This is a genomic window from Mesorhizobium sp. WSM1386 (genome assembly GCF_055901595.1).
In genome coordinates this window covers 6,127,671-6,153,744 of sequence record NZ_CM148373.1, presented here as the reverse complement: position 1 = coordinate 6,153,744, position 26,074 = coordinate 6,127,671, and the positions used below count along the sequence as shown (strand labels likewise).

Here is a 26,074-nt window from a genome sequence, read left to right as displayed (position 1 = left end):
AGCCCGAGCGGTACCCCGGAATGCAGCCGGTATCAAGATGAGCCTTCAAAACGCAGCATCCCGCCGACGCTGTCTTTGTCGTCGGCATTGCTCCATTTTACCTTGAAAGAGTCTGGCCCTCGGCGATCTCATTATCCAGCTCACAATTTGCTCCTGCCTAGAGAGAGTGTGTGCTTCTCAAGGAGGCCGACTGGCAAATTCGCGGTGCGGCCGTGATCATGGCGAGACTGCTTGAACTGCATTTTCGTAGCTGCCGATCATCTGACGCAGACCGTCGCGGAGTTGGATCTTCGGTTTCCATCCAAGTGCCGTCAGGCGGCTAGAGTCCATGAGCTTCCGCGGCGTGCCGTCCGGTTTAGACGTATCGAAGTCAAACTCGCCGCACCATCCAGCCAGCTCCGCCACCAGCTGGTGTAAGCCGAGTATGGATATCTCCTGCCCGCTGCCGATATTGATCGGCCCGGCTTGGTCGTAGCGCTCCATGAGAAAGACGAGAGCGTCAGCAAGATCGTCGACATGCATGACTTCGCGCAACGGCGACCCGCTCCCCCACATGGTGACCCGATTCGCCCCGGCGTTCCGCGCCTCTATGATCTTTCGGATCGTCGCAGGCAACACATGGCTCGAAAGCGGGTCGAAATTGTCGTTGGCCCCATACAGGTTTGTCGGCATGACCGAAATGAAGCTGCGCCCGTACTGCTGACGGTAAGCGTCGCACAACATCACTCCGGCGATCTTGGCCATCGCGTACCACTGGTTGGTCGGCTCGAGCGGCGCGCTCAACAATGAGCTCTCTTGGATTGGCTGTTCTGCGAACTTAGGGTAGATGCACGACGAACCAAGCATCATGAACTTTTCGACGTCGGCCTCGAACGCGGCCGCGATCGTAGAGAGTTCGATTGCGAGATTGTCCTGGAGGAAATCAACGGGACGTTCATTGTTGGCCAGGATTCCCCCGACCTTGGCCGCCGCCATGAAAACCAGGTCGGGACGTTGTGCCCGGGCCCAGCGGGCCGTCGCGGCGCGATCGGTCAGGTCGAGATCTCTACGGTCCGCAGTCAGAATCTCTACGCCGGGCACTTCGTCCAGCCGACGCACCAGAGCCGATCCGACCATGCCGCGATGGCCTGGGATCCAGATGCGTTTGCCGTGCAGCGAAATCATGACAATGTGATCCCGTAGGCGCGGCAATCGGCCTCTACCATTTCCGAGACGAGCTTGTCGAAACTGGTCGTTGGCTTCCACCCGAGCTTGGCCGCCGCTCTGGAGGCGTCGCCGATCAGCATGTCAACCTCGGTCGGGCGGAAATAGCGTCGGTCCACACGAATCAGCGCCTTGTTACTCCTGCGCTCGCGGCCCACCTCGTCCACGCCTTCACCTTCCCAGACGATCTCCTTCTCGACGCGCTTGAAGGCAGCTTCGACAAAGCTGCGCACCGAATGCGTCTCGCCGGTCGCGAGCACAAAATCGTCAGGCTCATGGTGCTGCAGGATACGCCACATGCCCTCGACATAGTCGCGCGCCGAGCCCCAATCGCGTTTTGCCTCCAGGTTTCCAACGTAGAGGCAGTCCTGCTTGCCGGCCAAGATTGCAGCCACCGCACGCGTCACCTTACGGGTGATGAAAGTTTCGCCGCGCGTCGGTCCTTCGTGATTGAACAGGATGCCGTTGCTGGCGAATAGCCCGTATGCCTCACGGTAGTTCACGGTTATCCAGTAGGCGTAGAGCTTCGCCACAGCATAGGGCGAGCGCGGGTAAAACGGCGTCGTCTCCCGCTGCGGGGCATCCTGGACCAGACCGAACAGTTCGGAAGATGACGCCTGGTAAAACCGCGCCTTGTCCGCAAGCCGCAGGATTCTGATAGCTTCCAGCAGCCGCAGCGTGCCAAGACCATCAGCGTTGGCCGTATATTCGGGCGTCTCGAAAGAGACTTGGACGTGGCTTTGCGCAGCGAGATTGTAGATTTCGTCGGGCTGGGTTTCCTGCAGGAGGCGGATCAGGTTGGTCCCATCCGTCATATCCCCGTAATGCAGCACCATGTCGGGATGGTCCTCATGAGGATCCTGATAAAGATGATCGATGCGTTGAGTGTTCCCGATCAGCGAGGCTCGCCGCTTCAGCCCATGCACCATGTAGCCTTTCGACAGCAGCAACTCGGCAAGAAGCGCGCCATCCTGGCCCGTGATGCCTGTGATAAATGCCGTTCGCCGGGGTAAACTCATTTGTTGTGTCCGTGGATGAAACTGTCGAACAGAGAACGGCAAGCTGCCGCAGCCGCCCGGTAGGCGCGCTCCTGGGAGCGCTGCCTGCCGCGTGCTCTTTTCATGTCCTCTAAACGTCGTGAAATCGATTGTTTCAATGCATCGCATCCAAGCGATGTATGTCGTTCCGCGTCGCTCGGCGGCAAACGCGCATCCAACGCAGCTCCAATAGCACAGTACGATCCGCGTTTCGGTGTTTTTGCAGTCCCGGAGGATGCCCCGCCTGGGACCATTGCTGCGACGTTGATGTAGTTCCGTCAGCGATTGGACAACGACCCCCGCGCCGTGTTCGAGCGGACGCGACCCGGGCGAGGCGAGGGTGCTGTCTATGCTACCATCGCGCTGCGCGTGGGTTCGCTCGGAGTTTACCGCTACATCGACATTGCGGCTCAACGGGCTCACTGGCGTGAAGAAGAGTAGGCGGGGCCGTCCATGATGGCGGTCGAGATCGGCAGGATTGGACATAGAGCGAAACGACCTTGATCCCGAACCGCGGGACGGCCTGTCCGCTATTTCTGACGCGACCACCCAATCCAGCTTCGGAATCCTTGCAGATTAGCCACACTCCTTTCCAAGAATCTCGGTGGTTGGCGCGCATAGACTCTCCCGCCCAAGGCGGCGGCCTCACGTATCGAAACGCTTTCGAAGCGTTAGATCGAGTCAGCAAGATGGTCGGCGAACGGAGCCAGCCGGATGAACGGCGCTGGTGACGAAGGCGAAAACGGCCTCGTCGGCCGGCCTCGCCGGCTGTCAGAATTGGAACGGCTGGCCATCCTGGCGTGAACCTGCGGACGTCTCTTGGCTTTTGCAAAGGGTGGCTGCAAACTGTCTTGTGGAATGTCCATTTGGCAGAAATCGAATGACCCACTCTCCAACTCCCGGTCCGTCTTCTGCCCGCCATCATGGCTTGGGCGCCCGCGAGATTTACGAAGCACTTCGCGAGCAGATACTCACAGGCGTTTACGGCACTGGTAGTCAACTCCCGTCGTCCCGTGGTCTCGCTAATGAACTTGGCGTCTCCCGAACCACCGTTACCGTGGCTTACGAGCAATTGGCCGCAGAAGGTTTCATCGAGGTCCGCCAAGGTGCGCGACCTCGTGTCGTATTCTCACTTATCGCTAATGGGCTAACCGTCAATCGTCCAAGACCAATCACCTTGGTCCGGTTGTCCGCCTATGGAGAACGGTTGCGGCCCACACCGCCGTGGCTCGGTCATCCGCCGAACGCGCTGAAGATCGATTTTCGATATGGGGACTTAGCGCCCTTGGACTTTCCGACATCGATTTGGAAACGCGCGATGAACAACGCCATGGCGCAGCGGCCGGCCCGGCTCGCTTATCAGCATCCGCGCGGTTCGCGTCGGCTGCGTCAAGCACTTCAGAGTTATCTGTGGCGGGCTCGTATGGTGCGCTGCGAACCCGACCAGATTATCGTCGTCAATGGCTCACAACAAGGTCTCGATCTCTGTGCCCGCCTACTGCTCGACCCGAGCGACAGCTTCGTCATCGAAGAGCCTTGCTACAGGATGGCGCGCCAGGTGTTTGCCAGCACAGGTGCCATGCCCGTGCCAGTCGGGGTTGACGAGCACGGCATGCGGACCGAGCGATTGGCCGGCCTGGCTGGACGGCTGGCTTACGTGACTCCCTCGCACCAGTTTCCGCTCGGCGGTGTCATGCCAATCGCGCGCCGGCATCAGCTTCTGCAATGGGCGCGCGACGAGAGCGCCTACGTCATTGAAGACGACTACGACAGCGAATATCGCTACGATATCAGTCCTGTTCCCCCGCTGCACAGCCTCGGAGATCATGAGTCCGTAATCTATCTTGGCACGATCTCCAAGACCCTCTCGCCGATGCTAAGAATCGGATATCTCGTTGTTCCGCGGGAATTACAGAAGGTTTTCGAAACAGCCAAGCTGTTTGCCGATCGGCATTCTCCGGTGGCGGAGCAGGAGGCGCTCGCCTCTTTGATTGAGAACGGCAGCTACGAAAGCCATGTGCGCCGCGTGCGCAGGCTCAATGGCGAGCGCCGGCACGCGCTGCTGAGCTGCCTGAAGCGGCGCTTCGGCGATCGCATCGCCATTGAAGGGGCGGAAGCTGGACTGCATCTCGTCGTTTGGTTCAAAGAATTCTCGAGATCAGTCGAAGCGGTGCTGGTCGAAACGGCTCGTCGCGCCGGGCTGGGGCTGTACCCGATCTCGCCGCTATATTGCCTAACCCCGGGGCCGTCTGACCATGTCGGGCTTGTGATGGGCTATTCCGCATTGAGCATCCGGCAGATCGAGACGGGTGTGGAGATGCTGCAGGAAGTGATCGCAAAGCTGGCAAACACCACCAGGAACGCAGCAGCTAAGACAGAAATATCGACCGGTGGGCAACTTGGTGAGAGCGATACATCTGAGGCGGCTCGTGATGGTCGGTAGCAATACGCGCCACGCGCAGGATCTGCATGACGTTCATGGGGAGGGTGGGTCTTGCGCAATCTCCACTCACGCCCGCTGCCGGTGCAGAGGCTCTATTTCGCAACGCCACCGGCGCGGCGCAGGCCGTCCGGAACTCCGCACCTGAACGTCTGGTGTCGTGAACCATCGCGCGTCGATCTGGAGCATGAACGATTGGTGTGACGGCCGGACTACCCGCTTAGGAGCGCGGCGCCGGCCGCACTCCCATTTCCTTGAGCAGCCGCCCGGCGCCGTCGATCTTATCCAAGGTCCAGAGCATGAAGCGACTGTCGACATGAATGCTGCGATTGCGGTCTGCGGCATATGCCCAATCTGAGATCACTCCCTCGAGCGTGCCATCGAAGGCGAGACCGACCAACTCGCCGCGCCCATTCAGCGTGGCCGAGCCGCTGTTGCCGCTGGTAATATCGGCGGTGGACAGGAAGTTGACCGGCAACGTGCCCAGCGCCGGCGCGACATAGGGGCCATAATCCCTGGCTCGGATCGCGGCGATTGCCGCATCTGGGGCATCGAACTCACCCTTGCCGGTTTCTTTAGCCAGAAGCCCCTCGGCCGTGGTGAAGGGCATCCAGATCTGCCCGTCGCGTGTTCGCCCCGCCACCTTGCCCCAGGTGATGCGCAGCGAGCCATTCGCGTCGGGATAGATCGGCCGACCGGTTGCCTTCCGATAGGCAAGCAGACCCTGCATATAGGTCGCGCGCGCCGCCTGCGCGCGGCCGGCGCGGTCCTTCGCCGCGCGCTCCGCAGATATGTCGCCGGGATAGAGCGCCACCGCCAGCTTGATGAAAGGATCGTCCGACGCCTCCAACGCAGCAGCGGGCTTGTCAAGCCAGCCGAGCCGCGTTGCCGTGTCTGCGAGTTTGGTGTCTGCATAAACTCGCTCAAGGCCAATTTGGCCCAAAGCGCTTTCGAAAGCAGTGTCGCGATCCTTTGCGTCCAGCCGGCGATATTCATCGAGCGCGGCCTCGAACAACTTGCGATCGATGTCGGGCAGATAACCGCGTTCAATCTGTGTCAACTGATCCGAGATTTGCTTGCGGTCACGATCCTGAAAGCCGCTTTCACGGTCTTCATCCGGCTTCTCGTGCTCCTTTGTCCAGCGATAGAGAGTGCGTGCCGATGACAGTAGTTGCGCGCGATTGAGCAACGCCTGGCGCACCCTCGCCAGCAAAGCCCGGCCATTCTCGCCCACCATCGCGTCCAGTTCGCGGATTGCTGCGTCAAAGCGCGTCTGCCGCACGGGATACTCAGCGACCCAGGCGCGAAAAGCTTTCTCCTCGGCAGCCTTGCGCGCGTCAAGGCCGGTCGCCTCGGCACTGGCAAGATCGCCAGCCAGCTTCTTCTCGAAGTTTTCAATCGCATTGCGCAGCGATGCGTAGCGGATCTCCGCTTCGCGATTGCCTGTTATGGCGTGGTCGATCTGGGCGGAATAATCCGACAGCAAACGTTGAGACAGCGGTTCGAGTTGCGCGAAGTTGAACCGGACCTCTTCTGCGGTGAGGAACCGTTGGGTTGCACCGGGAAAGCCGGCGACCATCACGAAATCGCCTTCTTGGACGCCTTCGCGGGCTATGGGCAGCCAACTCTTCGGTCGGTAAGGCACATTTTCGCGCGCATAGGGCCGGGAGGAACCATCAGGAGCGACATAGGCGCGATAGAACCCGAAATCGCCTGTGTGGCGCGGCCACATCCAATTGTCCGTTTGGCCACCGAAGTTGCCGATGCCGAGCGCGGGCGCGTAGACGAGGCGCACGTCCTGAATTTCTAGCTTCTTCTGGAGGTAGTAGAAGGCGCCGCCATAATAGGGCCTCACGTCGCAGCGGCGATCGGGCTGTTCTTCACATAGAGCAATTAGCGCCATGCGATTCGTGTCGAGCTGCTCATGGCGATCAAAGCCGCTCAGCGTGTCCGAGACGCCCCTAAGCATGTCGGCCGTCACATCCCTTATATTTTCGACCACATAAATGCGACTGGCGGGCGTCGCGGGCAATTCGTCAACCAGGCTCTTCGCCAGAAAGCCGTTTGTTAGATAGTCCTGGCCCTTCTTGCTGTTGTACTGGATGGAAGGGAACACGCAGTGATGGTTGGTCGCGACCAGCCCTTGTGGGCTCACAAAGGAGGCGGAGCATCCGCCTAGCGATACAATTGCATTAAGCGGGGCAGCGTCCAGTCGGCTCAGCTGCGCGGGATCGATCTCGACGCCATCCGCGCGCATTGCCGCGCCCACTTCCGCAGTCTGGCCCGGCATCCACATGCCTTCATTCGCCGATGCAGCGCTGGCCGTACAGAGCAAGGTGATTGCACTCACCCGAGCAACCATCTCCATTTCGCAGTTCATACCTGTGTCTCTCCCATTTTGTCTATTGTCGTCGGCCGCACTGGCTCGATGAGCTATCGGGCTGGGCGGCGTCGCCTGCGGCCGCGCCGCTGCCACTGGTGAAGATTGAGTGGACGGTGAACGCAAAATTTGGATGACGCTGCCCTCTCATCGGAACGGCTCGCTGCAACTTTGCGCAATCCGCTGCACTAATCGTGCCGAAGGATTAAAGCGTTCAAAAGCTGGGTGGATAAGCTGCGTAAACTGACTTCTGTGTCCGACCTCCGACTTTTGGCCGCAGACCCGACATCGTGCCCTCGCTAGCCATGAAACCCCCTAACGGATGGCTGTCGCCTGGTTAAGCTTTAGCGGTGTCGCGCGACGACGAGGGTCGCGAGGAGTGGCCGGACTTGCCTGAATCCGCTCGAAGCGGCGGGTGGGCTGGCCGAAGCAACTTACGAGCTCTTCGCCGGCATGATCGACTTCGGACTGACCAGCAAGCTCACCGGGCTAGTGACGGTGACTGCGAATCCTTCGCCCCGCGACGTGGCCGTTGTCGCGCATCGGGCAGCCGAAGCCCGTCGGCAAACGGAAGCGGCGGCCGGCTTTCTGGAGATTTCTCAGGCCTTTTGCGCATCCGCCGGAGGGGACGTCTGAACGGACCGGTATTGTGGAAACCGGTTCTCGGCCGATCACGGTATCAGTGAGCGACTCTCGTCTGGCCGTAGGCCCAGCGCGGGATCGCGCATTGTTAACCTGGCCGGCGCGGAAGCTTGCGACATGCCAGTTTACCGCCCGCATCTCTCGTCCGCATGCCCGATGAATGCACTGGCGTTGCGCAAAGCCTGTCCGAGTGTCGCACGATGTTCAGATCAACATGTTTGCCAGCGCCAAGCGCCAGGACATCCGCGACACGCTGCGGTCGGCTGGGGTTTCGGGTCATCCCGTTGATTCATGACGACGCCTTCGCCCGCTGCGGCCCCGGCGTTGCTCACCGGCCACTAATCCTAGAGCTTCGCCGAATGCGGGGCGTCACTCGCATAGGGGGCGATCCGCTGCTTTGGATTTCGCCGCGCGCCATCTCTGTGGACAGGCGAAACTGATCACGACGCCCGTTCGGTGATTTTTCCGACTGCCGCAGCTTCGGGATCAGACCAAGAATTTTGCCTCACCTGCATCGGCCGTTCCCCGCCATCATGCCGCGCTTCCATGGAGAAGCTGCCTCTGATTGCAAATTTCAGAGGCAAGTTTCTGAGACTGGAGCCTTGCAAGTCCGATCGTCGAAGCTGATCAAAGTAAGGGTTCTGCTTGGGCTGAGCGCCACAGGTGACGCGCTATCAGCAGCTCTCTCGCCGACTTCGATGAAGCTAAAAAACAAAGGCTGTACCGGGATAGGACCAGCTTTTTGGAGAGCATCCGTGCAATGGATGCGTCCCATCCAAACAACCAACTTTACCGCCCTTTCATGATGCTGCATAGCGAACTACCGGCAGGCACCCGGTCGATCAACTCCACTGCCTTGATCATCAGATGAGCGCGTCATTTTCCAATACGAAATCATGAAATTCGGGTCAAGCGGCGTCCGAGGTTTGGCTTCGGAACTGATCGATAGAGCCAGCGGACTTTATACTGAAGGTTTTGCTGTGCGTTTGGCTTCGAGCCGGGTTCAGCGGAATAATTTGGTCTTTATAGGCCGCGATCTACGTGACAGCAGTCAGGCGATAGTTAACAATTGCACGGCGGCATTGGCCGCAAATGGCTTCCGGCCGGTCGATTGCGGCACCATACCTACGCCTGCCCTGGCACTATATGCACGCAGATACGGCGCGGCGGCTCTCATGGTCACAGGGTCGCACATTCCAGCCGATCGCAACGGCATCAAATTCTATGGTCCGAATGGTGAAATCACCAAGGCGGATGAGGCCGCGATTACGCGCTTTGTAGCCGAAAGGTCAAATCTGTATTGCTTGCCACCGGCTCCTCTGGGAACGGCATCGCCTATGCGGCACGAACAGGCGATCGCCGTCTATCGAGATCGCGCCAAGGACATGCTGGAGCCGGGCTCACTTGCGGGAATGAGACTTGGTGTTTACCAGCACAGTTCCGTCGCGGCGGAGCTGTTGGTAGAGGTTCTTCAATCGCTCGGTGCCAGAGTGGTCGCAGTTGGGAAAACCGAAACTTTCGTACCTCTCGATACGGAAGCCGTGGACGCAATAACTTCTGCAAAACTAAAGCAGTGGGTCCGTGAATTCGGTCTCGACGCCATCGTGTCGACCGATGCGGACGCCGATCGGCCTCTTATCGCCGACGAGAGAGGCGATCTGTTTCGGGGCGACCTGATTGGGCTCGCCACGGTTCTGTTTTTGAAAGCAGATACCGTCGTGACGCCAGTGACCTCCAACTCGGGCATCTCGAATGCTTTCGGTTTGCAGGTCCTCAGGACGAAGGTCGGGTCTCCGTTTGTAATTGAAGCCATGCAAGCGGCACAGCGTGCCGGCAGCATCGTTGTTGGTTTTGAGGCCAATGGTGGTGTTCTGCTAGGGTCGGACTGCGTACTGAACGGAAAGACATTGGCCGCACTGCCGACCCGGGATTCATTCCTCCCGATCCTGGCCGTCCTCAGCACCATGGCGTCGACAAGAATGAAGCTGTCGCGACTGCGCCGGTTGTGGAACCTTCCTGTGTGCGCGAGTGGCCGCCTGCAAAACTTCCCCACGAAACGTTCGCGCAGATTGATGGATCGCCTTGCGAGCCGGGCCACGTTGCAGCGCTTTCTTGCCCCCTTCGGGACGGTTGCTGAACTGGACCAAACCGACGGCCTGAGAACCCAGCTGCTTACCGGTGAGATCGTGCATCTGCGGCCTTCCGCCAACGCCCCGGAACTGCGTTGCTACTCCGAGGCTCGGAATGAAAGAAGGGCCACAGCGATCGTCGCCTTGACGCTGAAACGGGCGCACGCTTTCGCGCTCGCCGACGAAATAGAGGTCGTTTGATGAAAGTGGTACCGGTCATCATAAGCGGCGGGGCTGGCGCTCGGCTATGGCCTGCTTCAAGGCAATCGCACCCGAAACCCTTCCTCAAAATGGCGGACGGACATTCGCTCATCCAGCATACCGTGTTGCGAGCTGCCGCGATGCGGGACGTCGTTGAGTTTATTACCGTGGCGTCCTCGGCGCACATGTTCCTCATGAAAGCCGATTTGGAGGAGCTGGATTCCGTCGTTTTGCCACGCACCTTCCTGCTTGAGCCAGAGGGTCGGGACACCGCTGCCGCAGTCGCAGCGGCAACCATCCATGCAGAGGCGACACAAGGTCCCGATGCGATCTTATGCATCTTTCCTGCCGACCACGTTATTGGTGATGTTCCGGCATTTCAAAATGTCATGAGCCGGGCCATCGAACACGCCCACCAGGGGCGCATCGCAACGCTGGGGATAACGCCCGACAGGCCGGAAACGGCGTTTGGCTATATCGAGGCCGTAGGTGGGGAAGTCGTGCGGTTTGTCGAGAAACCGGACGTCGAGACTGCCAAATCCTATCTCGCCTCCACACGTTTCTTTTGGAACGCCGGCATCTTCTGCTTCAAGGCGCAGGTCATGCTCGACGAAATGGCCCTGCATTGCCCGCAGGTGCTCGATGCGGTTCTCCGCAGCTATGAGAACGCCGCAATCCTTGACGGCGAGCGCTCTGCCAGCATCGAACTCTCATCAGAGCATTTCGCCCAGGCGCCACGTATTTCGCTCGACCATGCCGTAATGGAAAAAACCCACAATCTCGCTGTGGTCCCCAGCGAAATGGGGTGGAACGATATTGGATCATGGAATGCCATGGCCGAACTGATCCCAGCGGATGCGAGCGGCAACAGGATACGCGGCGATGTTCACGTGGTGGACACCGTCGGCAGTTACATAAGCTCGGACAAGCGAGTCATCGGCACCGTCGGCATCAGTGACCTTGTGATTGTGGATTGCCCCGACGCATTGCTTGTTGCATCCCGAGATCGCGTTCAGGACGTCAAGAAGCTCTTCGAAGGACTAAAGTCCGCGGGACACAAGGCGCATCTGCTCCATAACACGGTGCACCGGCCTTGGGGTACCTACACGGTTCTGGAGGAAAGCGAGCGGTTCAAGATCAAGCGCATCGAGGTAAAACCAGGCGGGCGCTTGAGCTTGCAGATGCACTACCACCGTTCCGAGCACTGGGTCGTGGTCAGCGGTCTTGCGAAGATCGTCAACGGCGATCAGGAATTGTTCCTGACCACCAATCAATCGACCTACATCCCCTGCGGCCACAAACACCGGCTTGAGAATCCCGGCAGCATCAGCCTCGTGATCATTGAGGTGCAGAGCGGCGATTACCTCGGCGAAGATGACATAGTGCGGCTTGAGGACGTATATGGCCGAACGTAACAGTCCAACGTCACAGGTCGTAATCAACTCAAGCTAATGCCGCCCAGGTTTAAGCGAGAAAGTTGATCACTGGCATCACCGGTAAAGATGCGCCGATTTGGCCGAATGCTGGTCGAAAGGCTATTCAGTGGATGGCCTGGCTGTGAGGCGGTCCATTCGGACCACGCCCGAGGACACCGGAGTGACCAAGCTTCAGCACCGCAGGTCCGAGGACAACCTCCCGAAATCTCGCATCCAGCCGACTTTCGACGAATATAGGTTGCGTTGCGCCGGAAGAGACAGCTTGCGAGCATCCATGCAATGGATGCGTTCCATCCAGACAACCAAGTTTACCGACCTGTGATGATGCTGCATAGCAACTACCGCCAGCAACCGGTCAATTAACCCACTGCCTTGATCATCAGATGAGCCTGCCCTTGCAAGCCCGAAATCATGAAATTGGGGTCAAGCGGCGTTCGAGGTTTGGCTTCGGAATTGATCGGCAAAGCCAGCGGACTTGATGGGGGGCAAAGGTGGTCGTCAATCGACATTCTTCTCCATCCTTTTGAAGCGGCACAACCTAAAGCCGCCAGATGCCTGCTAGGGCGCGATCATATGAAAGGACGCAACACATCGCCGCCCTCGAAACTCTTATGTTCAACGCTTTTTCGGCCGGTTGCTGAGGGGCTGCTATTAGGAAACCATATATGTCCGGAGCGGATGATCCAGCGCATGAACGGCGCCAGAGCAGGCTTTCAAGCTTTATCATGAGGGAGGTGCAGCGCATTCTCGCCGAATGCGATGAGGCGAGGCAGCGCCAGAAGGCCGCTGTTCCGCCTTTGGGTTCTGCTCCCGACGACTCCACCGCCGTGGCCGCCGAGTTGCTTGGCAGGCTCGAGGCCGAAGCAGCGCAACTGCTAGACACTCAGGCGCTTGAGATCGATTCGCGACCCCGGCCAGCCGATCATCCGCTCGGGCATCCGGTTCTGAAAGAGTTTCCAAGAGAAGGGGCGCCGATTGCTGAGTGGGCCGGTCCGGTTGCGGGCTCAACTTATCTCGAGAGACATTTTGGAATCCCGCGGTCAACGCTGCATTGGTGGCAGCGGCACAACGATGTGATTGCCTTTCGCAAAGGCTCCCGCAAGCATGTATTTCCCCTTGCTCAGTTCATCGACGGCAGGCCTGTGCCCGGCATCCGGGAGGTCCTTTCCTCGATCTCCGACCCCAGGTTGGCTTGGCTGTGGCTGATCAGTCCCTCGCCTCTTCTCAAGGAGCGCGTCCCTATCGAATTGCTCAGGGCAGGGATGAACACGGAAGCTGTTGCATCGGCCGCCGATGCTATTTCTCTGATTGGGTCTGTCTGACGGTCGTCAGACGTGCGTGGCTCTTTGCGTGCCTCAAACACTTAGAGCGTCCTGTTAAATCCGGTGATAAACTGCGGCTTTAAGTAGTTGGCACATTCGGCTGGCGTGCAGCGGTCGACGACCGCGTCGGCCGCGTCCCACAGAGAGCCTGATGGTTCTCGGCCTTTGCTCGCAGCAGCGCCTTGAGTTTGGCGAAGGCGTTCTCAATCGGGTGAGTCGGGACTGTAAGGCGCAGGTAAAGCAGGCTCGCGCCTGCGGCCTCGATCGCGTCGCGTATGCCGGCGGCCTTGTGAAGGCGGGCAGGTTGTTCATGACGACTACCTCGCCCTCCGACAATGTCAGGCCAACACCTGCTCGACATAGCCGGAACACGTTGCCGTTCCTGGCGCTGTCGTAGGCGAAGGGCGCAGTCATGCCCGTCAGCCGCAGCTCCGGTGAAGGTGGTGGTCTTCCAGTGGCCATGCGGCACGCCGGCCCGGCATCGCTCGCCGCGCGGCGCTCTTCCACGCAGGCGGGCCATCTTTGTGGAGAGGCCGTCTCATCGATGAACGCGAGCTTGGCCGATCGAGGTCGAGCTGGCCGTCGAACCAGTCCCGGCGCCGCTTCGGGATGTCGGGGCGGTCCTGCTCCAGCGCGTGCGCGGACTTTTTTTGAACGTCCAGCCGTGGCGGCGAAGCCAGGCGCAACGCGCTGCGGCTGATGCGCACCGACTGCTCGGCGGCGAGCCGCTCCACCATCTCGTTCAGCGTGACGTCCTTGCGCTCCTCGGTCGGCCAGACGAGGTAGGCTTCATGCGCATCGAGGCTGGAGGCACGTGCGGCGGCCCTGCGGGCGGGGTCCCAGTTCGCCGATCTTCGCCCGCGCAATCCAGCGGATCGCGCTGGACACTCTCGCGCCGAACCGCGTCGCCGGTTGCCGCGCCGACATGCCCTCGTTCGAAGCCTTCAAGACCCGCGACGAAGATCCACGCTCAATCCTTTTCCCATCGTCAACCTCCATCGGAGTGGACGTTGAATCAGCACAAAACGCAGCTGTCACTTCACAATCGATTCACGATCACAGGGCCTGCTCTAGAGGGACTCCAAATCGCAAATGTACAATTGTTCCGTTTGTGCAAATGTATAGTTGTACAATTGTACAAGTAATATCGAAAATAGTGATAAAAATACAACTTTGATTCTATATGCAGATGATCAACGTAATTCTGCCTTGCGCTATCTCGTCCGGTGAATAGTTTCCGAGCCGGAAAGGATGCTTCGCGACTCGCATCTTTTTCGACCGTGACGATAGGGAGCGATTTCGTCCGTCGGCGACCTCGCTCTTTTCAAATCATTCAAGGAGATCAACTATGAACATCAAGAGCCTTCTTCTCGGCTCCGCTGCGGCCCTGATCGCAGTTTCCGGTGCGCGCGCCGCCGATGTCGCCGTCGGCGAGCCGGAAACCGCTGAACACGTCAAGATCTGCGACCTTTACGGCTCGGGCTACTTCTATATTCCCGGCACCGAAACCTGCCTTCGCATCGGCGGCTACGTCCGCTATGACATCGGCGCTGGCGATGTCGGCTCGTTGAACGGCGCTCGCAGCAACGGCGTACAGGACGGCAAAAACCAGGGAACCTGGTACAAGGATGCCCGCTTCTCGCTGAAAACCTGGACCGGTCAGGAAACTGAGCTCGGCGCGTTGAAGACCTACACCGAGACTCGTTTCAACTTCGGCAACAGCGCCGTTGATCCACTTGTTGGCTCAAACGACGCGCACAACAAGGATGTCTCGCTTAAATTCGCATGGATCCAGCTTGGCGGTCTGCGGATCGGTAAGGATGAATCGGCCTTCAATACATTCACCGGCTACGCCGGTAATGTCATTCAGGATACGCTGGTTCCCTACGGCCATTTCGACACCAACGTCGTCCAGTACTACTTCGACGCCGGCAATGGGTTCTCGGCCGTGGTCTCGTTCGAAGAAGGCTCAGGCGCGAAGGACACCATCGACAGCTACGTGCCGCATGTCGTCGGCGGCGTGAAGTACACGCAGGGCTGGGGCAACATCAGCGGCGTCGTCGCCTACGACAGCAACTACGAGGAAGTCGCCGGCAAGCTCCGTTTGGACGTCAATGTCAGTGACGCAGTTTCGCTGTTCGCGATGGCCGGCTATGGCACGGACGACAACCTGTCGGATCCGACCTGGGCGATCCCGGGCCGCGGTCGCGGCATTTACAAGCAGTGGGGCGGCAACTGGGCGGTCTGGGGCGGCGGCACCTACAAGTTCAACGAGAAGACCTCATTGAATGCCCAGGTTTCCTACGATGAGTGGAAGAACCTCGGTGTTGCGGCGAACATCGCTTACACTATCGTTCCCGGCTTCACGATCACGACCGAAGTCGATTACCTGCATGCAGGCCGCTTCGACCAATTCGGTGCTGCTTCTCCTGCTGCGGCCTTGGACTGGACCGCTGCTGACAAGAAAAACAGCGTTGGCGGTGTTGTTCGGTTCCAGCGCTCATTCTAAGAATTGAACGGTTCGTACCCCGCGTTCGAAGCGGATGAGTGCGAGCCTTCAAATCGGTTGCCGGCGCATTGCTTGATTACGGACCTCCATCCGAGCATTTCGTCGGCGAGAAGGGGTGCCCTGTTCCCGGGCGCCCCTTTTAAGCGCATTTCGTCAGGGCTAGCGCAGGCGAGATAGATCCAAGGTAATTGTGAGGCGGATCGCTCTCTTGATGCCAGGACGGGCATGATCCGCAAACGGTGCTGGCGACTGTTCCCGTTGAAAAGCAAAGATGACAGCTGGCACCCGGCCATCCATTCCCGGTCGGCAAGAGGTTACGGACGGCGGGGACGAGCGGTTGCGCAGGTGATGTTGACGACCAGCGGCCGTCCAACTGAATCGATCGCATGTGGCGCTAAGGCGGAATAAATTTTGACCGGCGTGGCATCCTCTTGTTTCTCCTGCGGAGAGGTGACCGACTGTTTTCGATGATGCCGTGCACCGGCCCTTGCATGGCCCGCTCGTGGCCCAGCACCAGCTGGAACAGCAGACGCCGCCAACTTGCAGAACCAGCCCTACACCGTCTCTCAGGCGCCGAATGGATCGGCAGCATCCGCCAGCGCAACCTGATGGAACAAGGTAGCGCACCACGTTGATCACCTCGCGGAGATCAACCTCGCGCGGTCGGCTCGAAAGTGCCCGGCTTGGGCATAATGGCGCGATCTGTTCCCGCTCCTCTTCCGTCAGATCGGACCGGTAGGCTTGGTTTGCCTGACGATCTTGGCCATTACGCAACATTCAGTGTCAATCCGTGCGAGCTCATAAGACCGCCGTGCAACGGGGATTCGTGCTCAACCTCAGTCAAGAAAACCAGCCAGCTGCTATTATGGGGTGCCCGCGCGCCTGAAGGGGCGCGCGCCGGGTGCTCGTGAACCGAGCCCGCTTTTCTTCGGCAAGCCTCAGGCGGTCTCGGCCATTCGGCTTCGCCCCCTGGCTCGGGCAGCCTGGCGGCTGCTGATGGTCGCCGGCCGATTGCCCGGCGTGGTCTGTCTGTTGGCCATCCCCCGGTGGCGCGCGGTGGGCGGCTCTCCCTTCTAGGCCCGCCGCGGCATCCCGCAACCCTTCGCTGCCGCTCAGGGTCCTCCTCTTCGTTCCGGTCCTTCGGATGCGGTCTGCCTTCGGCGGCGGGCCTTTCCGGTCGTTTTCGCCGCCCACCCCGCTTCCGGGGGAGGGCGCGGAATTGAAGAGCGGAGGACCAAACGATGCGTGCAAGCAACAAGCGTTCCGCCATCGGGCAGGCTGGCGCAGGCAAAGGGGAGCGCACGGGCGCCAGCCTCTATCAGGAAATCACCGACCGCATCATCGCCGAGCTGGAGCGCGGCACCGTTCCATGGGTCAAGCCCTGGGGCAGGGCAAAGGCCGGCCTCGGCCTGCCCAGGAATGCGGCCACCGCACGCCGCTATTCCGGCATCAACATCCTTATCCTTTGGGGCGCGGTCATCGAGCGCAGCTATGCCAGCCAGAACTGGCTGACCTTCCGGCAGGCGCTGGCCCTTGGCGGCAATGTCAGGAAGGGCGAGCGCGGCACGACCATCGTTCACGCCGACCGCTTTGTTCCGAAGGACGAAAAGGAACGCGCCAAGGCCGATGGCGACGAACCGCAGGCTGTGCCCTTTTTGAAGCGCTTCACCGTCTTCAATGTCGCGCAATGCGACAACCTGCCGGACCATCTCCATGCCGCCGCCGAGCCGCTGCCGCAGCGTCAGATCGTCCCGCAGGCCGAAAGCCTTATTCGTGCAAGCGGCGCGGATGTCCGCATCGGCGGCGATCGCGCTTTCTATATGCCGGGCAGCGACTTCATTCAGGTGCCGCCGCAGCCGGCCTTCTTTCAGCAGATCGACTACTACCGCACCTGCTTTCACGAGCTTGGCCACTGGACCGGCCACCCGGCGCGGCTTGCGCGCGACCTCTCCGGCTCGTTCGGCACCAAGACATATGCGCGCGAGGAACTGGTCGCAGAAATCTGCGCCGCCTTCGTCTGCAGCTCTCTCGCCATCGAGCCGACCGTGCGCCATGCCGATTACATCGGCTCATGGCTGACCGTGCTGCGCGAGGACAACCGCGCCATTTTCCGCGCCGCAAGCCTTGCCTCCAAAGCCGCCGATTTCCTGCTCGGCCCTAACGCGGATGCCGAAATCTCGAACCGTGAGGAGATCGCGGCGTGAACGCGCGCGATCCCCACGCGCTGCCGACCGAGGCGACGCCGGAAGGCGAGCAGACGCTCATTCCCGGTCTCCGGCCTGTCACCACGCGCGACCGGCTTTGCCCTCTCACGGACGCGCCTTTGCGGCGCAAGGCGCAAAAGCCACTCGATATCGGCCTGTTTGATGGTGAGGCGGATCAGAGAAAGATCCAGTGAATCTTTCCCCCGCCGAACGCCCGCAACCAGTTCGACCTGTTCTGACAAGGAGTTTTGCCATGATCCTCATCACCGACGACCTTCGCGCCCGGCTGCTCGCCAACGGCGCGGCCGAAACAGAAACCGACCATCACCCGGTCGTCAAACTGTTCGATCCGACCGGACCCGCCACCTGGCTCTTGAGCGAGCTCGACGCCGACGGCGACACGCTGTTCGGCCTGTGCGACCTCGGCCTCGGATTCCCTGAACTGGGAAGCGTCAGCCTTGCCGAGCTTGAAAGTGTCAAGGGGCGGCTTGGCCTCGGCGTCGAGCGCGACCGCTATTTCAAGGCCGAGTTTCCGCTCTCCGTCTATGCCGAAGCCGCTCGGCTGTCCTGCCACATCACCGAGGACGAGCGGCTGCTGCGCGAGGCGGCAGAAGCACTTGCCAAATCTGATTCCGAGCTTCCGCCGGACACGGCGGAACAGACGCGCCGCTAGGCGCGAAAACCGTCCCGCCGCGCCGGCCTTGTGGCCTTTGCGACGGGAGAACCTCAACCAAACCGAAGGAGACCAACCATGCAGCTTGCCCACATCCCGCTTGATAGGCTCAACATTTCCCCCGCCAACATGCGGCACGCAAAACGCGCGCCGGACCTGTCGGACATCCTGCCGTCGGTGCGCGCGCGCGGCGTCCTTGTGCCGCTACTGGTGCGGCCCAACGGCTCGCCGGAAACGTTCGAGATCGTCGCCGGACGGCGACGCTATTTCGCCGCGAAGACCGTCGCCGACGAACGCGGCGAGGCCGAGCCCTTGCCCTGCGCCATCATGGAAGACGGCGACGACGCCGATGCGCTCGAAGCCTCGCTGATCGAAAACATCGCTCGCCTCGATCCCGACGAAGTCTCGCAATGGGAGACGTTCTCACGGCTGATCAGGGAAGGTCGCTCGATTGCCGACATCGCCGCCACCTTCGGCATCACCGAACTGATGGTGAAGCGCTCGCTGGCGCTTGGTGACTTGTTGCCCAAGATCCGCGAAGCCTATCGCCGCGAGGAGATCGACGCCGAGACGGCGCGCTATCTCACCATGGCTTCGAAAACGCAGCAGAAGGACTGGCTGGCGCTTTATGCCGATCCCGAGCAATACGCGCCGCGCGGCTACCAGCTGAAGCAATGGCTGTTCGGCGGCCAGTCGATCTCCACCAAGGTGGCGCTGTTCGCCATCGAGGACTATCCCGGCCTGATCGTCTCCGATCTGTTCGGCGAGGAGAGCTATTTCGCCGATGCCGACCTGTTCTGGCTGAAGCAGAACGAGGCGATTTCCGCCAGGCGCGACGCCTATATCGAGGCCGGCTGGAGCGACGTGACCGTACTCGAACCCGGCCAGCATTTCCGTTCATGGGACCATGAGAAGACGCCCAGGAAGAAGGGCGGCAAGGTCGTCATCACCGTGTCGCATCGCGGCGAGGTCGAGTGTCACGAAGGCTGGCTGTCGCGCAAGGAAGCCCGTCGCGCCCGCGATCAAAGCCAGGGTAGCGATCAGGACGAAGCGCCCGCCAAGTCATCCCGCCCCGAACTCAGCGGCCCGATGCAGAACTATGTCGATCTGCACCGTCATGCCGCCGTGCGCTTGCGCCTGCTCGACCATCCGGCAGCAGCACTTCGCCTGATGGTGGCGCACGCGATTGCCGGCTCGGGGTTGTGGCAGGTGCGCTGCGAGCCGCAGCGCACCGCCAACGAGACGATCGCCGCCAGCCTTGCAGCCTGCAAGGCCGAGGCCGCATTCGCCGAAAAGCGGCGCGCGGCTCTCGCGCTGCTCGGGCAACCGGACGAGGAGGCCACGGTGGTCGGCCGTCATGGTGACGGCTATGACACGGCACATGTCTTTGCCCGTCTGCTGACGCTATCCGACGACGATGTCATGCGCGTCCTCACCATCGTCATGGCCGAGACGCTCGAAGCCGGCAACGCCGTCGTCGAGGCGCTTGGGCATCATCTACATGTCGACCTCGCCGCTTGCTGGCAACCGGACGATGCCTTCTTCGACCTATTGCGCGACAAGGAAATTGCCAATTCCATGCTCGCCGAGCTCGGCGGCAAGCATGTCGCGGACGGCAATGTCGCCGAGAAGGTGAAGACGCAAAAGAAGATCATCCGCGACTTCCTTGCCGGCGAGAACGGCCGCGAGAAGGTGGAAAGCTGGGTGCCGCGCTGGATGAAATTCCCCGTCGAAAGCTACACGGCGCGTGATGGCTTCCGAACGGCCGATCAATGGGCCAAGGTGCGGACGCTTTTCGCCGGCCAATAGCACTATGACCGAGTGGCGGCACTTCCAGTGCCGCCACTCGGGCATTGCTTTGGTGGGCGTCGTGGCGAAGACCAGCTAATCATTCGCAGCCATCGGCAGTGATCCTTTTCTCACGTGATCGGGCGGTGGCGAAAGGATCCGTCATCGATGTGTTGTTGACCTCTTCCAATCCCTTTGACGTCCGCCGTTGAATCAGGATGAGGGGTAATGCGGTGCATTTTTCCTTCGAATAGCTGCAAATGCCCAAGGCCCTGACAACCAAATCTGCCTGGACGTTTTGTTCGGCCGCGATGATGCCGTTTGCGAAGATCGGATCAGTGGCGTCGACCGCAATGTCAGCTCGCGCCTCGGTCGCCAGCGACGTTGCCGCCATCAGTGCCGCCGTCAATGCGGTCGTTAGGAGATGCTTGCCAATACTGGGCAGGGAGCGGCGGTGCACCGAGGTTCTGGTGCAAAGATCATGGGATGTCATTTGAACGGCTTCCTCTCTGTCTGGCAGCTTCAGTTGGCATTCTCCTGCTCCTGACGGTGTGCCATTCCCAACCGGCTGGAGAAGAGTCTGGGCATGGATCTGCGGCACGGGCATCGCAGCCCCTCTCGGGATGGCGGCAGCTCCAGTCGACGGCGTTTTTACCCGCTTCAGGCGCCGCTTTGTTTTTGAGACTCCGTTTCGGAGCCGCACAGTGGCCACTCCAACAAACCGTCTCACCCTTGTAGTGGCGCCCTTGTGCCTTGGACACGAGCGCGAGCTGGCAAACGCGAAAGCATCGCGCTTGTCGATCTTTATTACGTCCGTCTCGCTGAGCGATGACGACCCTCAACCGCAACGAACGTGCCAGCTCACCTGATTGGCGAAAACCGCACCTCGACGACCTGCGCCGGCCGAGAATGGCGTGACACGGATGGCAATTTGCAGACACGATTGTCGCCGCTCAGCGCCGCCCGTGTCGGGCTATACCCGTGCGCTGAACAGGCGGTCGGGCTTTTCGGCGGTCGGCGAGGCACATTTCCGTGCCTTCCGGCAATGATCGCGCGGACTCCGACATTACATTCTTCATGTTGCAACAGCCCCGCGGGCGGGCCGGGTTTGCTAGGTCTGGCGCCATGCTCACAGGGTACGATGCCAAACCCGGGATCATGCGGATTGCGCGCGGGAAGCCGGCTGCATTTGGAGCTTGGGGCCGTGCTGGCGCTCGCGTACCCTGTCTCCATTCCTGTGCGAGCACCATTCCCTGCGGCTGGCTTGTCGACCTATGGGCGTTCCGGCCCGCCCGAAACCCTCGGCCAGCAGCTTTTTTCCCCGCCGCCTGCGGCGGCTCCTCGCGCCCGCTTCGCTCCAAAAAACCTGCGCGCTCGGGTCCTCCGCTGCCGCTGCGGCCCTGTCGGGTTCGAGCGGGCCGGACGCGCCCATCACGGTCCGCCATCGCAGGGGAATGGTCCCCGGCGACAGCAAAAGGAGACACAGAAATGACCGCGATCGGATACGTCACCAAGCAGGACAACGGCGGCTTCAAGGGCCAGCTCAAGACGCTCAGCGTCCGCGCCGACATCGACATCGTACCCAACCAGGCCAAGAGCGCCGACAATCACCCCGACTTCCGGGTGCTGACGCAGGGCGTCGAAGTGGGCGCCGGCTGGATCCGCATCGGCGAGGCATCCGGCAAGGATTATGTGAGCCTGTCGATCGCCGCCCCCGAGTTCGGACCCCGCAAGCTCTACGCCAATCTCGGCCGCGCCGCCGGCCAGGATGACGATGACACCTACGCCATCATCTGGAACCCGGCTGACTGACGAGCGGACCTCGAACCCCGCGCCGCGACAGGCGCGGGGTCATCTCACAAGAGCGGCGAAAACTCGTCCCCGACTCTTCGCCCGTCCCCAAGGCGACCTGCTTCGCCGATCCTCTCCAGGAGGCTTCCATCGGCGAAACGAGGACCATCATGGACGACGAAAACGAACGCGCGGCCCGCGCCAAGAAGGGCAGCCCGTTTCTTAACACCGCGCAAGCTGCCTTCTACATCGGGCTCTCTCAGCGGACGCTGGAAAAGATGCGGCTCAAGGGCGGCGGCCCGAAATTCCGCAAGCACGGCCGCTATGTCCGCTATCACATCGACGAGCTCGACGCGTGGTCCAAAGGCCGTCCCCAGGACAGGGCCTCTGAGGCCGGTTCCCCGCCGGCCGATGCGGGAGGCCGCTGATGAGGACGCGCCCTCCCATCCGTCTGATCGGCTCCGGACTGCGGCGCCTTCGGGTACGCAAAACCATCGCCGTTGCCGCGATCGGCATTGCTCTGATCGGTTTTGCCGGCCACCTCAAACCAGCGCCACGGTTGGTGTGGAATGCCTCGGCGAGTGCTCCCATCGGTCTTTATCGCGTCGCTGCGGGCGCGCCTTCGCGTGGCGAGCTCGTGCTCGTCCGCACGCCTGACTACGTGGCGTATCTCGCCGCCGAACGCGGCTATCTGCCGCGCAACATTCCGCTGGTGAAGCGGTTTGCCGCGCTGCCGACCGAGCACGTCTGCGCCTTTAATGACGCCATCATCATCGGCGGGGAGATCGTCGCGCGCCGGCTCAAGACCGACACCCTGGGCCGGCCTTTGCCATGGTGGAACGGCTGCCGAGCGCTTGACCGCAACGAGGTGTTCCTGCTCGGCAGCGAGAGCAATCGCTCCTTCGACAGCCGCTATTTCGGGCCGGTGCCGGCCGCAAATGTTGTGGGGAGGCTCGTGCCGCTATGGACCGAGTGACCCTTCTGCTGTTCGGCATGATCGCTGTCGCGCCATGCGCCTGCTCCGTCTCGACCGGTGCTGAGCCGGCCGCCATCTCCCTAAACCCGCGGCTGCAAAAATGGCACCCCTTCATAACGGAAGCAAGCACACGATTCCATATTCCCCGACCGTGGATCTATGCCGTCATTGATGCCGAAAGCAGCGGCAGGACCATGCTCGAGGACCGCCCGATCACCTCGCGCGCCGGCGCCATGGGCCTCATGCAGGTGATGCCCGGTACCTATCAGGAGATGCGCGTCGCGTATGGTCTCGGCCCAAATCCGCACGACCCGCGCGACAACATTCTGGCCGGCACCGCCTATCTCAAAGCCATGTATGACCGCTTCGGATTTCCTGGCCTGTTTGCCGCCTACAATGCCGGCCCAGAGCGCTATGAGGCGCATTTGAGGCGCGGCAAGCCGCTGCCGAAAGAAACCATCGACTACCTCCACCAGCTCAGGGCGGCGGGTGTTTCCTCCATCGACATGAAGGAATTCAGGGGCAAATCTGTCGCTCCAATCAGACAGAACGCGCCCTCGGGGCGCTCGCTGTTCTTCCTCAAAAATGGTGTTCGCGCAGGCGCCGGAAGCGCCGATCTGTTCGCACCGCTTGGCAAGAATGGCACGCGGCCGAAGAAGCCGGATGGCTAGGGATCGGGCGGGCGGGGGCGCGTCCGAAGGGGCAGGGCGCGTAAGGCAAGATAAAGGCACCGCCTCCAAGAAGCGGCGAAGTGTTTGTCTGCACATCATTTTTGCAGGAGGCAGCCTCCAGCGTCAGGAGAGCTTTGGAGCGCAAATGGCTGATTCGACCTTGTTACAGGCGGAGGCCAAGCATGCAGGATGACGAGTTCAGACCGAAGCTCGGGAAGATAGGCTCCCGTGGTTCGATGGCCGGCAAACGCTTTGCCGGCCAGATCAGGGCGGCGATCAACCGAGCTGGTGGCCGGCCCCAGCGTGGTGGCCGCTTCGCGGGCAGCCGGATAGGCCGGGGCGGGGCGACGGCCGCGCTGCTGAAATCACGCGATCGCCATGCAGCCTTCCGCCAGCGCCGGGTCGTCGTCAAGGCGCGTGTCGTCAAGCTGGCCGGCAAGAGCGCGGACGGGGCGCGTGCGCATCTGCGCTACATCCAGCGCGACGGCGTCACCCGGGACGGCGCGCCTGGCGAACTCTACGGCGCCGACAGCGACCGCGTCGCCGGCAACGACTTCCTCGATCGTGCCGATGGCGATCGCCATCAATTCCGCTTCATCGTCGCACCCGAAGACGGCATCGAATTTGACGACCTCAAGCCGCTGACGCGGCGCCTCATGGCGCAGATGGAGGAGGATCTCGGCACGAAGCTCGACTGGGTTGCCGTGGATCATTTCAACACCGGCCATCCGCACACCCACATCATCGTGCGTGGCAAGGACGATCGTGGCGAGAATCTCGTCATAGCGCGCGAATACATCTCGAGCGGCATCCGCGAGCGCGCCGCCGAGCTGGTCAGCCTCGATCTCGGTCCGCGCACAGACCACGAGATCGAGCACCGCCTGCGCCAGGAAATGGAGCAGGAGCGCTTCACCAGCATCGACCGCCGCCTGCTGCAGTTGCGTGATGACAGCGGGCTCGTTTCACCGGATAGCCGCGACGCGTTTCGGCAGACCTTGCACCAGGGGCGCCTGCGCAAGCTCGAGCGGATGCATCTGGCCGAAGAGGTCGGCCTGGGCCGCTGGCGCCTGGATGACGGGCTTGAAGCGATACTGCGCCGCATCGGGGAACGCGGCGACATCATCAAGACCTTGCATCGCGAACTGACGGGCAGGGGAATCTCCCGCAGTGCCGCCGACTGCGTGATCCACGATCGATCCGGCGAGCCGGCCGACCCTGTCGTCGGCCGCGTTGTCGCACGCGGGTTGGCCGACGAGCTCAGCGACCGGCATTACCTCATCGTCGACGGTGTGGACGGCAAAACCCGATACATCGACATCGGCAAAGGCGAGGCGACAGAGCCGACGCCCGACGGCTGCATCGTGCGTGTCGCGCCGAGGAACACAGAGCCCAGGCCGGCTGACCGCACTGTGGCCGAAATCGCGGCTGCACATGACGGCCGCTACAACATCGACATTCATCTGAAGCACGATCCGGCCGCCACCGACCGCTTCGCCGAAACACATGTCCGCCGGCTGGAGGCGATCCGGCGCGGTACCGGCGGCGTGGCGCGCCAGCCAGACGGCACCTGGATCATCGCGCCGGATCATCTCGATCGTGTCGCCGCCTACGAGCGCCAGCAAGCGAGGACCCAACCTGTCACGGTCGACAAGCTCTCTTCGATGCCGCTGGAGCGGCAGGTTGGCTTTGACGGCGCGACCTGGGTCGACAGCCAGCTTGTCTCCGAGGCGTCAGAGAGGTTACGCAACTCGGGCTTCGGCCGTGAGGTGACGGAGGCGCGGAGCCGCCGGCAGCAGTGGCTGATCGCGCAGGGCCTTGCCCAAGAGGAGCAGGATCGGATCGTCTATCGCGCCAACATGATTTCGATCCTCCGCCAGCGAGAGCTGAACCGTGTTGCCGGTCAGCTCTCGGAAGAGCTTGGTCTATCCTATGCTGAAACGCGACTCGGAGACCGCGTAGAGGGCACGTTCCGCCGCTCAGTTGAGCTCGCCAGCGGCAAATATGCCGTCATCGAGAAATCGCGCGAGTTCGTGCTCCTGCCTTGGCGGCCGGTTCTTGAGCGGCATATCGGCAAAGAGGTTTCCGGCGTGGTGCAGCGCGAGGGTATCTCTTGGAGCATCGGTCGGCAAAGGAGTGGACCCAGCGTTTCGTGACTTTCATGGCAGCAATGCGCAGGTGGTGTGCCTTCGACCGGCCCGGCAAGAGCTCGACAAGGTGATCCGAGCCATGAGGCATAAGATGGCATAATGCGTCCGCCTCCTTGCATAGGCAGCCAAAAATGGGCTGATAGCCACCCGATTCGCATCGGCATCGATCTTTGATGCACGATCCCAAATCGACTGACGCAGACGACGGGAATGCGCTCGGCAGCAGAGGAAGTTAGCGATGCAAATGATCCTTAGGGCCATCGGCAGAGCGTGGCATTCGGCCTTGTCTAAGATCGACACAGCCCGGTTGCGGCGGCAGCGTAGGCAACTTGGCGACGTTGCCACGGCTGAATTTCAGCGGCCGAAACTCCGCACCGCCGAACACTCCGCGACTAAGTCGGCCACCGGTCCATCCTCTCCGCGAAACGCGGCGGTCCCCAAGAGGGACAGCGTGCAGAGACAATCTGCGCGGCCGCGCAGGTCGAAAAAGCACTGAACAAAGCCGCATCGCGGCAATTGGTGGCG

At 61.2% G+C, this 26,074-nt stretch carries 20 protein-coding genes and 1 pseudogene; 15 read left to right on the top strand and 6 right to left on the bottom strand.

All coding sequences use genetic code 11. The annotated features are described in order from the left end of the window. Nucleotides 1-216: 216 nt before the first annotated feature. The gene (locus AC0NIH_RS30015) at nt 217-1,164 is read right to left on the bottom strand and encodes a GDP-L-fucose synthase family protein (protein ID WP_473468803.1); all 948 of its coding nucleotides are present in this window, start codon (nt 1,162-1,164) and stop codon (nt 217-219) included. Continuing rightward, nucleotides 1,161-2,222 carry a GDP-mannose 4,6-dehydratase gene (gmd, locus tag AC0NIH_RS30010; RefSeq protein WP_473468805.1) on the bottom strand — a complete coding sequence of 354 codons (1,062 nt, stop codon included), beginning with the start codon at nt 2,220-2,222 and terminating at the stop codon, nt 1,161-1,163. Before gmd ends, AC0NIH_RS30015 begins: the two co-directional genes overlap by 4 nt. An 898-nt stretch (nt 2,223-3,120) precedes the next feature. Between gmd and pdxR the strand changes: the two genes are divergently transcribed. Then, nucleotides 3,121-4,683 (top strand): MocR-like pyridoxine biosynthesis transcription factor PdxR, encoded by a 1,563-nt coding sequence (gene pdxR, locus AC0NIH_RS30005; RefSeq protein WP_473468807.1) that lies wholly within the window; start codon nt 3,121-3,123, stop codon nt 4,681-4,683. Nucleotides 4,684-4,900: 217 nt separating this feature from the next. Here the strand turns inward: pdxR and AC0NIH_RS30000 are convergent, their stop codons facing one another. Beyond that, entirely contained in the window at nt 4,901-7,060 is a 2,160-nt protein-coding gene (locus tag AC0NIH_RS30000) for a S46 family peptidase (RefSeq protein WP_473468809.1), read from the bottom strand. Between the two features lie 453 nt (nt 7,061-7,513). Between AC0NIH_RS30000 and AC0NIH_RS29995 the strand changes: the two genes are divergently transcribed. The 3 genes from AC0NIH_RS29995 (at nt 7,514) to AC0NIH_RS29985 (ending at nt 11,447) form a co-directional block, all read left to right on the top strand. Further along, on the top strand, nt 7,514-7,696 hold the full coding sequence (locus AC0NIH_RS29995; RefSeq protein ID WP_473468812.1) for a hypothetical protein: 183 nt from the start codon (nt 7,514-7,516) through the stop codon (nt 7,694-7,696). 902 nt (nt 7,697-8,598) lie between these two features. Beyond that, on the top strand, nt 8,599-10,032 hold the full coding sequence (locus AC0NIH_RS29990) for a phosphomannomutase (RefSeq protein ID WP_473468814.1): 1,434 nt from the start codon (nt 8,599-8,601) through the stop codon (nt 10,030-10,032). Next, nucleotides 10,032-11,447, top strand: a complete 1,416-nt coding sequence (locus AC0NIH_RS29985) for a mannose-1-phosphate guanylyltransferase/mannose-6-phosphate isomerase (RefSeq protein ID WP_473468817.1) — start codon at nt 10,032-10,034, stop codon at nt 11,445-11,447. Before AC0NIH_RS29990 ends, AC0NIH_RS29985 begins: the two co-directional genes overlap by 1 nt. Nucleotides 11,448-11,827: 380 nt before the next feature. Here AC0NIH_RS29985 and AC0NIH_RS29980 read toward each other — a convergent pair whose 3' ends face one another. Beyond that, the gene (locus AC0NIH_RS29980) at nt 11,828-11,977 is read right to left on the bottom strand and encodes a hypothetical protein (RefSeq protein ID WP_473468818.1); all 150 of its coding nucleotides are present in this window, start codon (nt 11,975-11,977) and stop codon (nt 11,828-11,830) included. Nucleotides 11,978-12,133: 156 nt separating this feature from the next. On the opposite strand from AC0NIH_RS29980, the gene AC0NIH_RS29975 reads away from it, so the two are divergent. Beyond that, a complete protein-coding gene (locus AC0NIH_RS29975) occupies nt 12,134-12,790 on the top strand; it encodes an antitoxin Xre/MbcA/ParS-like domain-containing protein (RefSeq protein WP_473468820.1) in 657 nt (218 codons plus the stop codon). Nucleotides 12,791-12,831: 41 nt separating this feature from the next. Here AC0NIH_RS29975 and AC0NIH_RS29970 read toward each other — a convergent pair. After that, nucleotides 12,832-13,776, bottom strand: a pseudogene (locus AC0NIH_RS29970) (IS630 family transposase). A gap of 362 nt (nt 13,777-14,138) precedes the next feature. On the opposite strand from AC0NIH_RS29970, the gene AC0NIH_RS29965 reads away from it, so the two are divergent. The 5 genes from AC0NIH_RS29965 (at nt 14,139) to AC0NIH_RS29945 (ending at nt 19,985) form a co-directional block, all read left to right on the top strand. Next, nucleotides 14,139-15,299, top strand: a complete 1,161-nt coding sequence (locus AC0NIH_RS29965) for a porin (RefSeq protein ID WP_473468821.1) — start codon at nt 14,139-14,141, stop codon at nt 15,297-15,299. Nucleotides 15,300-16,540: 1,241 nt separating this feature from the next. Next, nucleotides 16,541-17,503, top strand: coding sequence for an ArdC family protein (locus AC0NIH_RS29960; protein WP_473468823.1), 963 nt, complete (start codon nt 16,541-16,543; stop codon nt 17,501-17,503). Further along, a complete protein-coding gene (locus tag AC0NIH_RS29955) occupies nt 17,500-17,697 on the top strand; it encodes a hypothetical protein (RefSeq protein ID WP_473468825.1) in 198 nt (65 codons plus the stop codon). Before AC0NIH_RS29960 ends, AC0NIH_RS29955 begins: the two co-directional genes overlap by 4 nt. A gap of 59 nt (nt 17,698-17,756) precedes the next feature. Beyond that, on the top strand, nt 17,757-18,176 hold the full coding sequence (locus AC0NIH_RS29950) for a DUF2958 domain-containing protein (RefSeq protein WP_473468827.1): 420 nt from the start codon (nt 17,757-17,759) through the stop codon (nt 18,174-18,176). 78 nt (nt 18,177-18,254) lie between these two features. Continuing rightward, nucleotides 18,255-19,985 (top strand): ParB/RepB/Spo0J family partition protein, encoded by a 1,731-nt coding sequence (locus AC0NIH_RS29945; protein WP_473468829.1) that lies wholly within the window; start codon nt 18,255-18,257, stop codon nt 19,983-19,985. Nucleotides 19,986-20,064: 79 nt separating this feature from the next. Here AC0NIH_RS29945 and AC0NIH_RS29940 read toward each other — a convergent pair whose 3' ends face one another. After that, nucleotides 20,065-20,457, bottom strand: coding sequence for a hypothetical protein (locus AC0NIH_RS29940; RefSeq protein WP_473468833.1), 393 nt, complete (start codon nt 20,455-20,457; stop codon nt 20,065-20,067). A 995-nt stretch (nt 20,458-21,452) separates the two neighbouring features. Between AC0NIH_RS29940 and AC0NIH_RS29935 the strand changes: the two genes are divergently transcribed. From AC0NIH_RS29935 to rlxS, 5 genes are all read left to right on the top strand, one after another. Then, nucleotides 21,453-21,776 carry a DUF736 domain-containing protein gene (locus AC0NIH_RS29935; RefSeq protein WP_473468836.1) on the top strand — a complete coding sequence of 108 codons (324 nt, stop codon included), beginning with the start codon at nt 21,453-21,455 and terminating at the stop codon, nt 21,774-21,776. 149 nt (nt 21,777-21,925) lie between these two features. Further along, entirely contained in the window at nt 21,926-22,183 is a 258-nt protein-coding gene (locus AC0NIH_RS29930) for a helix-turn-helix transcriptional regulator (protein ID WP_473468839.1), read from the top strand. Beyond that, complete coding sequence (locus AC0NIH_RS29925; RefSeq protein WP_473468842.1) at nt 22,183-22,731, top strand: S26 family signal peptidase; 549 nt, start codon at nt 22,183-22,185, stop codon at nt 22,729-22,731. The genes AC0NIH_RS29930 and AC0NIH_RS29925 overlap by 1 nt, the downstream gene beginning before the upstream one ends. Next, entirely contained in the window at nt 22,719-23,402 is a 684-nt protein-coding gene (locus AC0NIH_RS29920; protein ID WP_473468843.1) for a lytic transglycosylase domain-containing protein, read from the top strand. Before AC0NIH_RS29925 ends, AC0NIH_RS29920 begins: the two co-directional genes overlap by 13 nt. A 182-nt stretch (nt 23,403-23,584) precedes the next feature. Continuing rightward, nucleotides 23,585-25,555, top strand: a complete 1,971-nt coding sequence (gene rlxS / locus AC0NIH_RS29915; protein ID WP_473468845.1) for a relaxase/mobilization nuclease RlxS — start codon at nt 23,585-23,587, stop codon at nt 25,553-25,555. Nucleotides 25,556-26,074 lie beyond the last annotated feature (519 nt).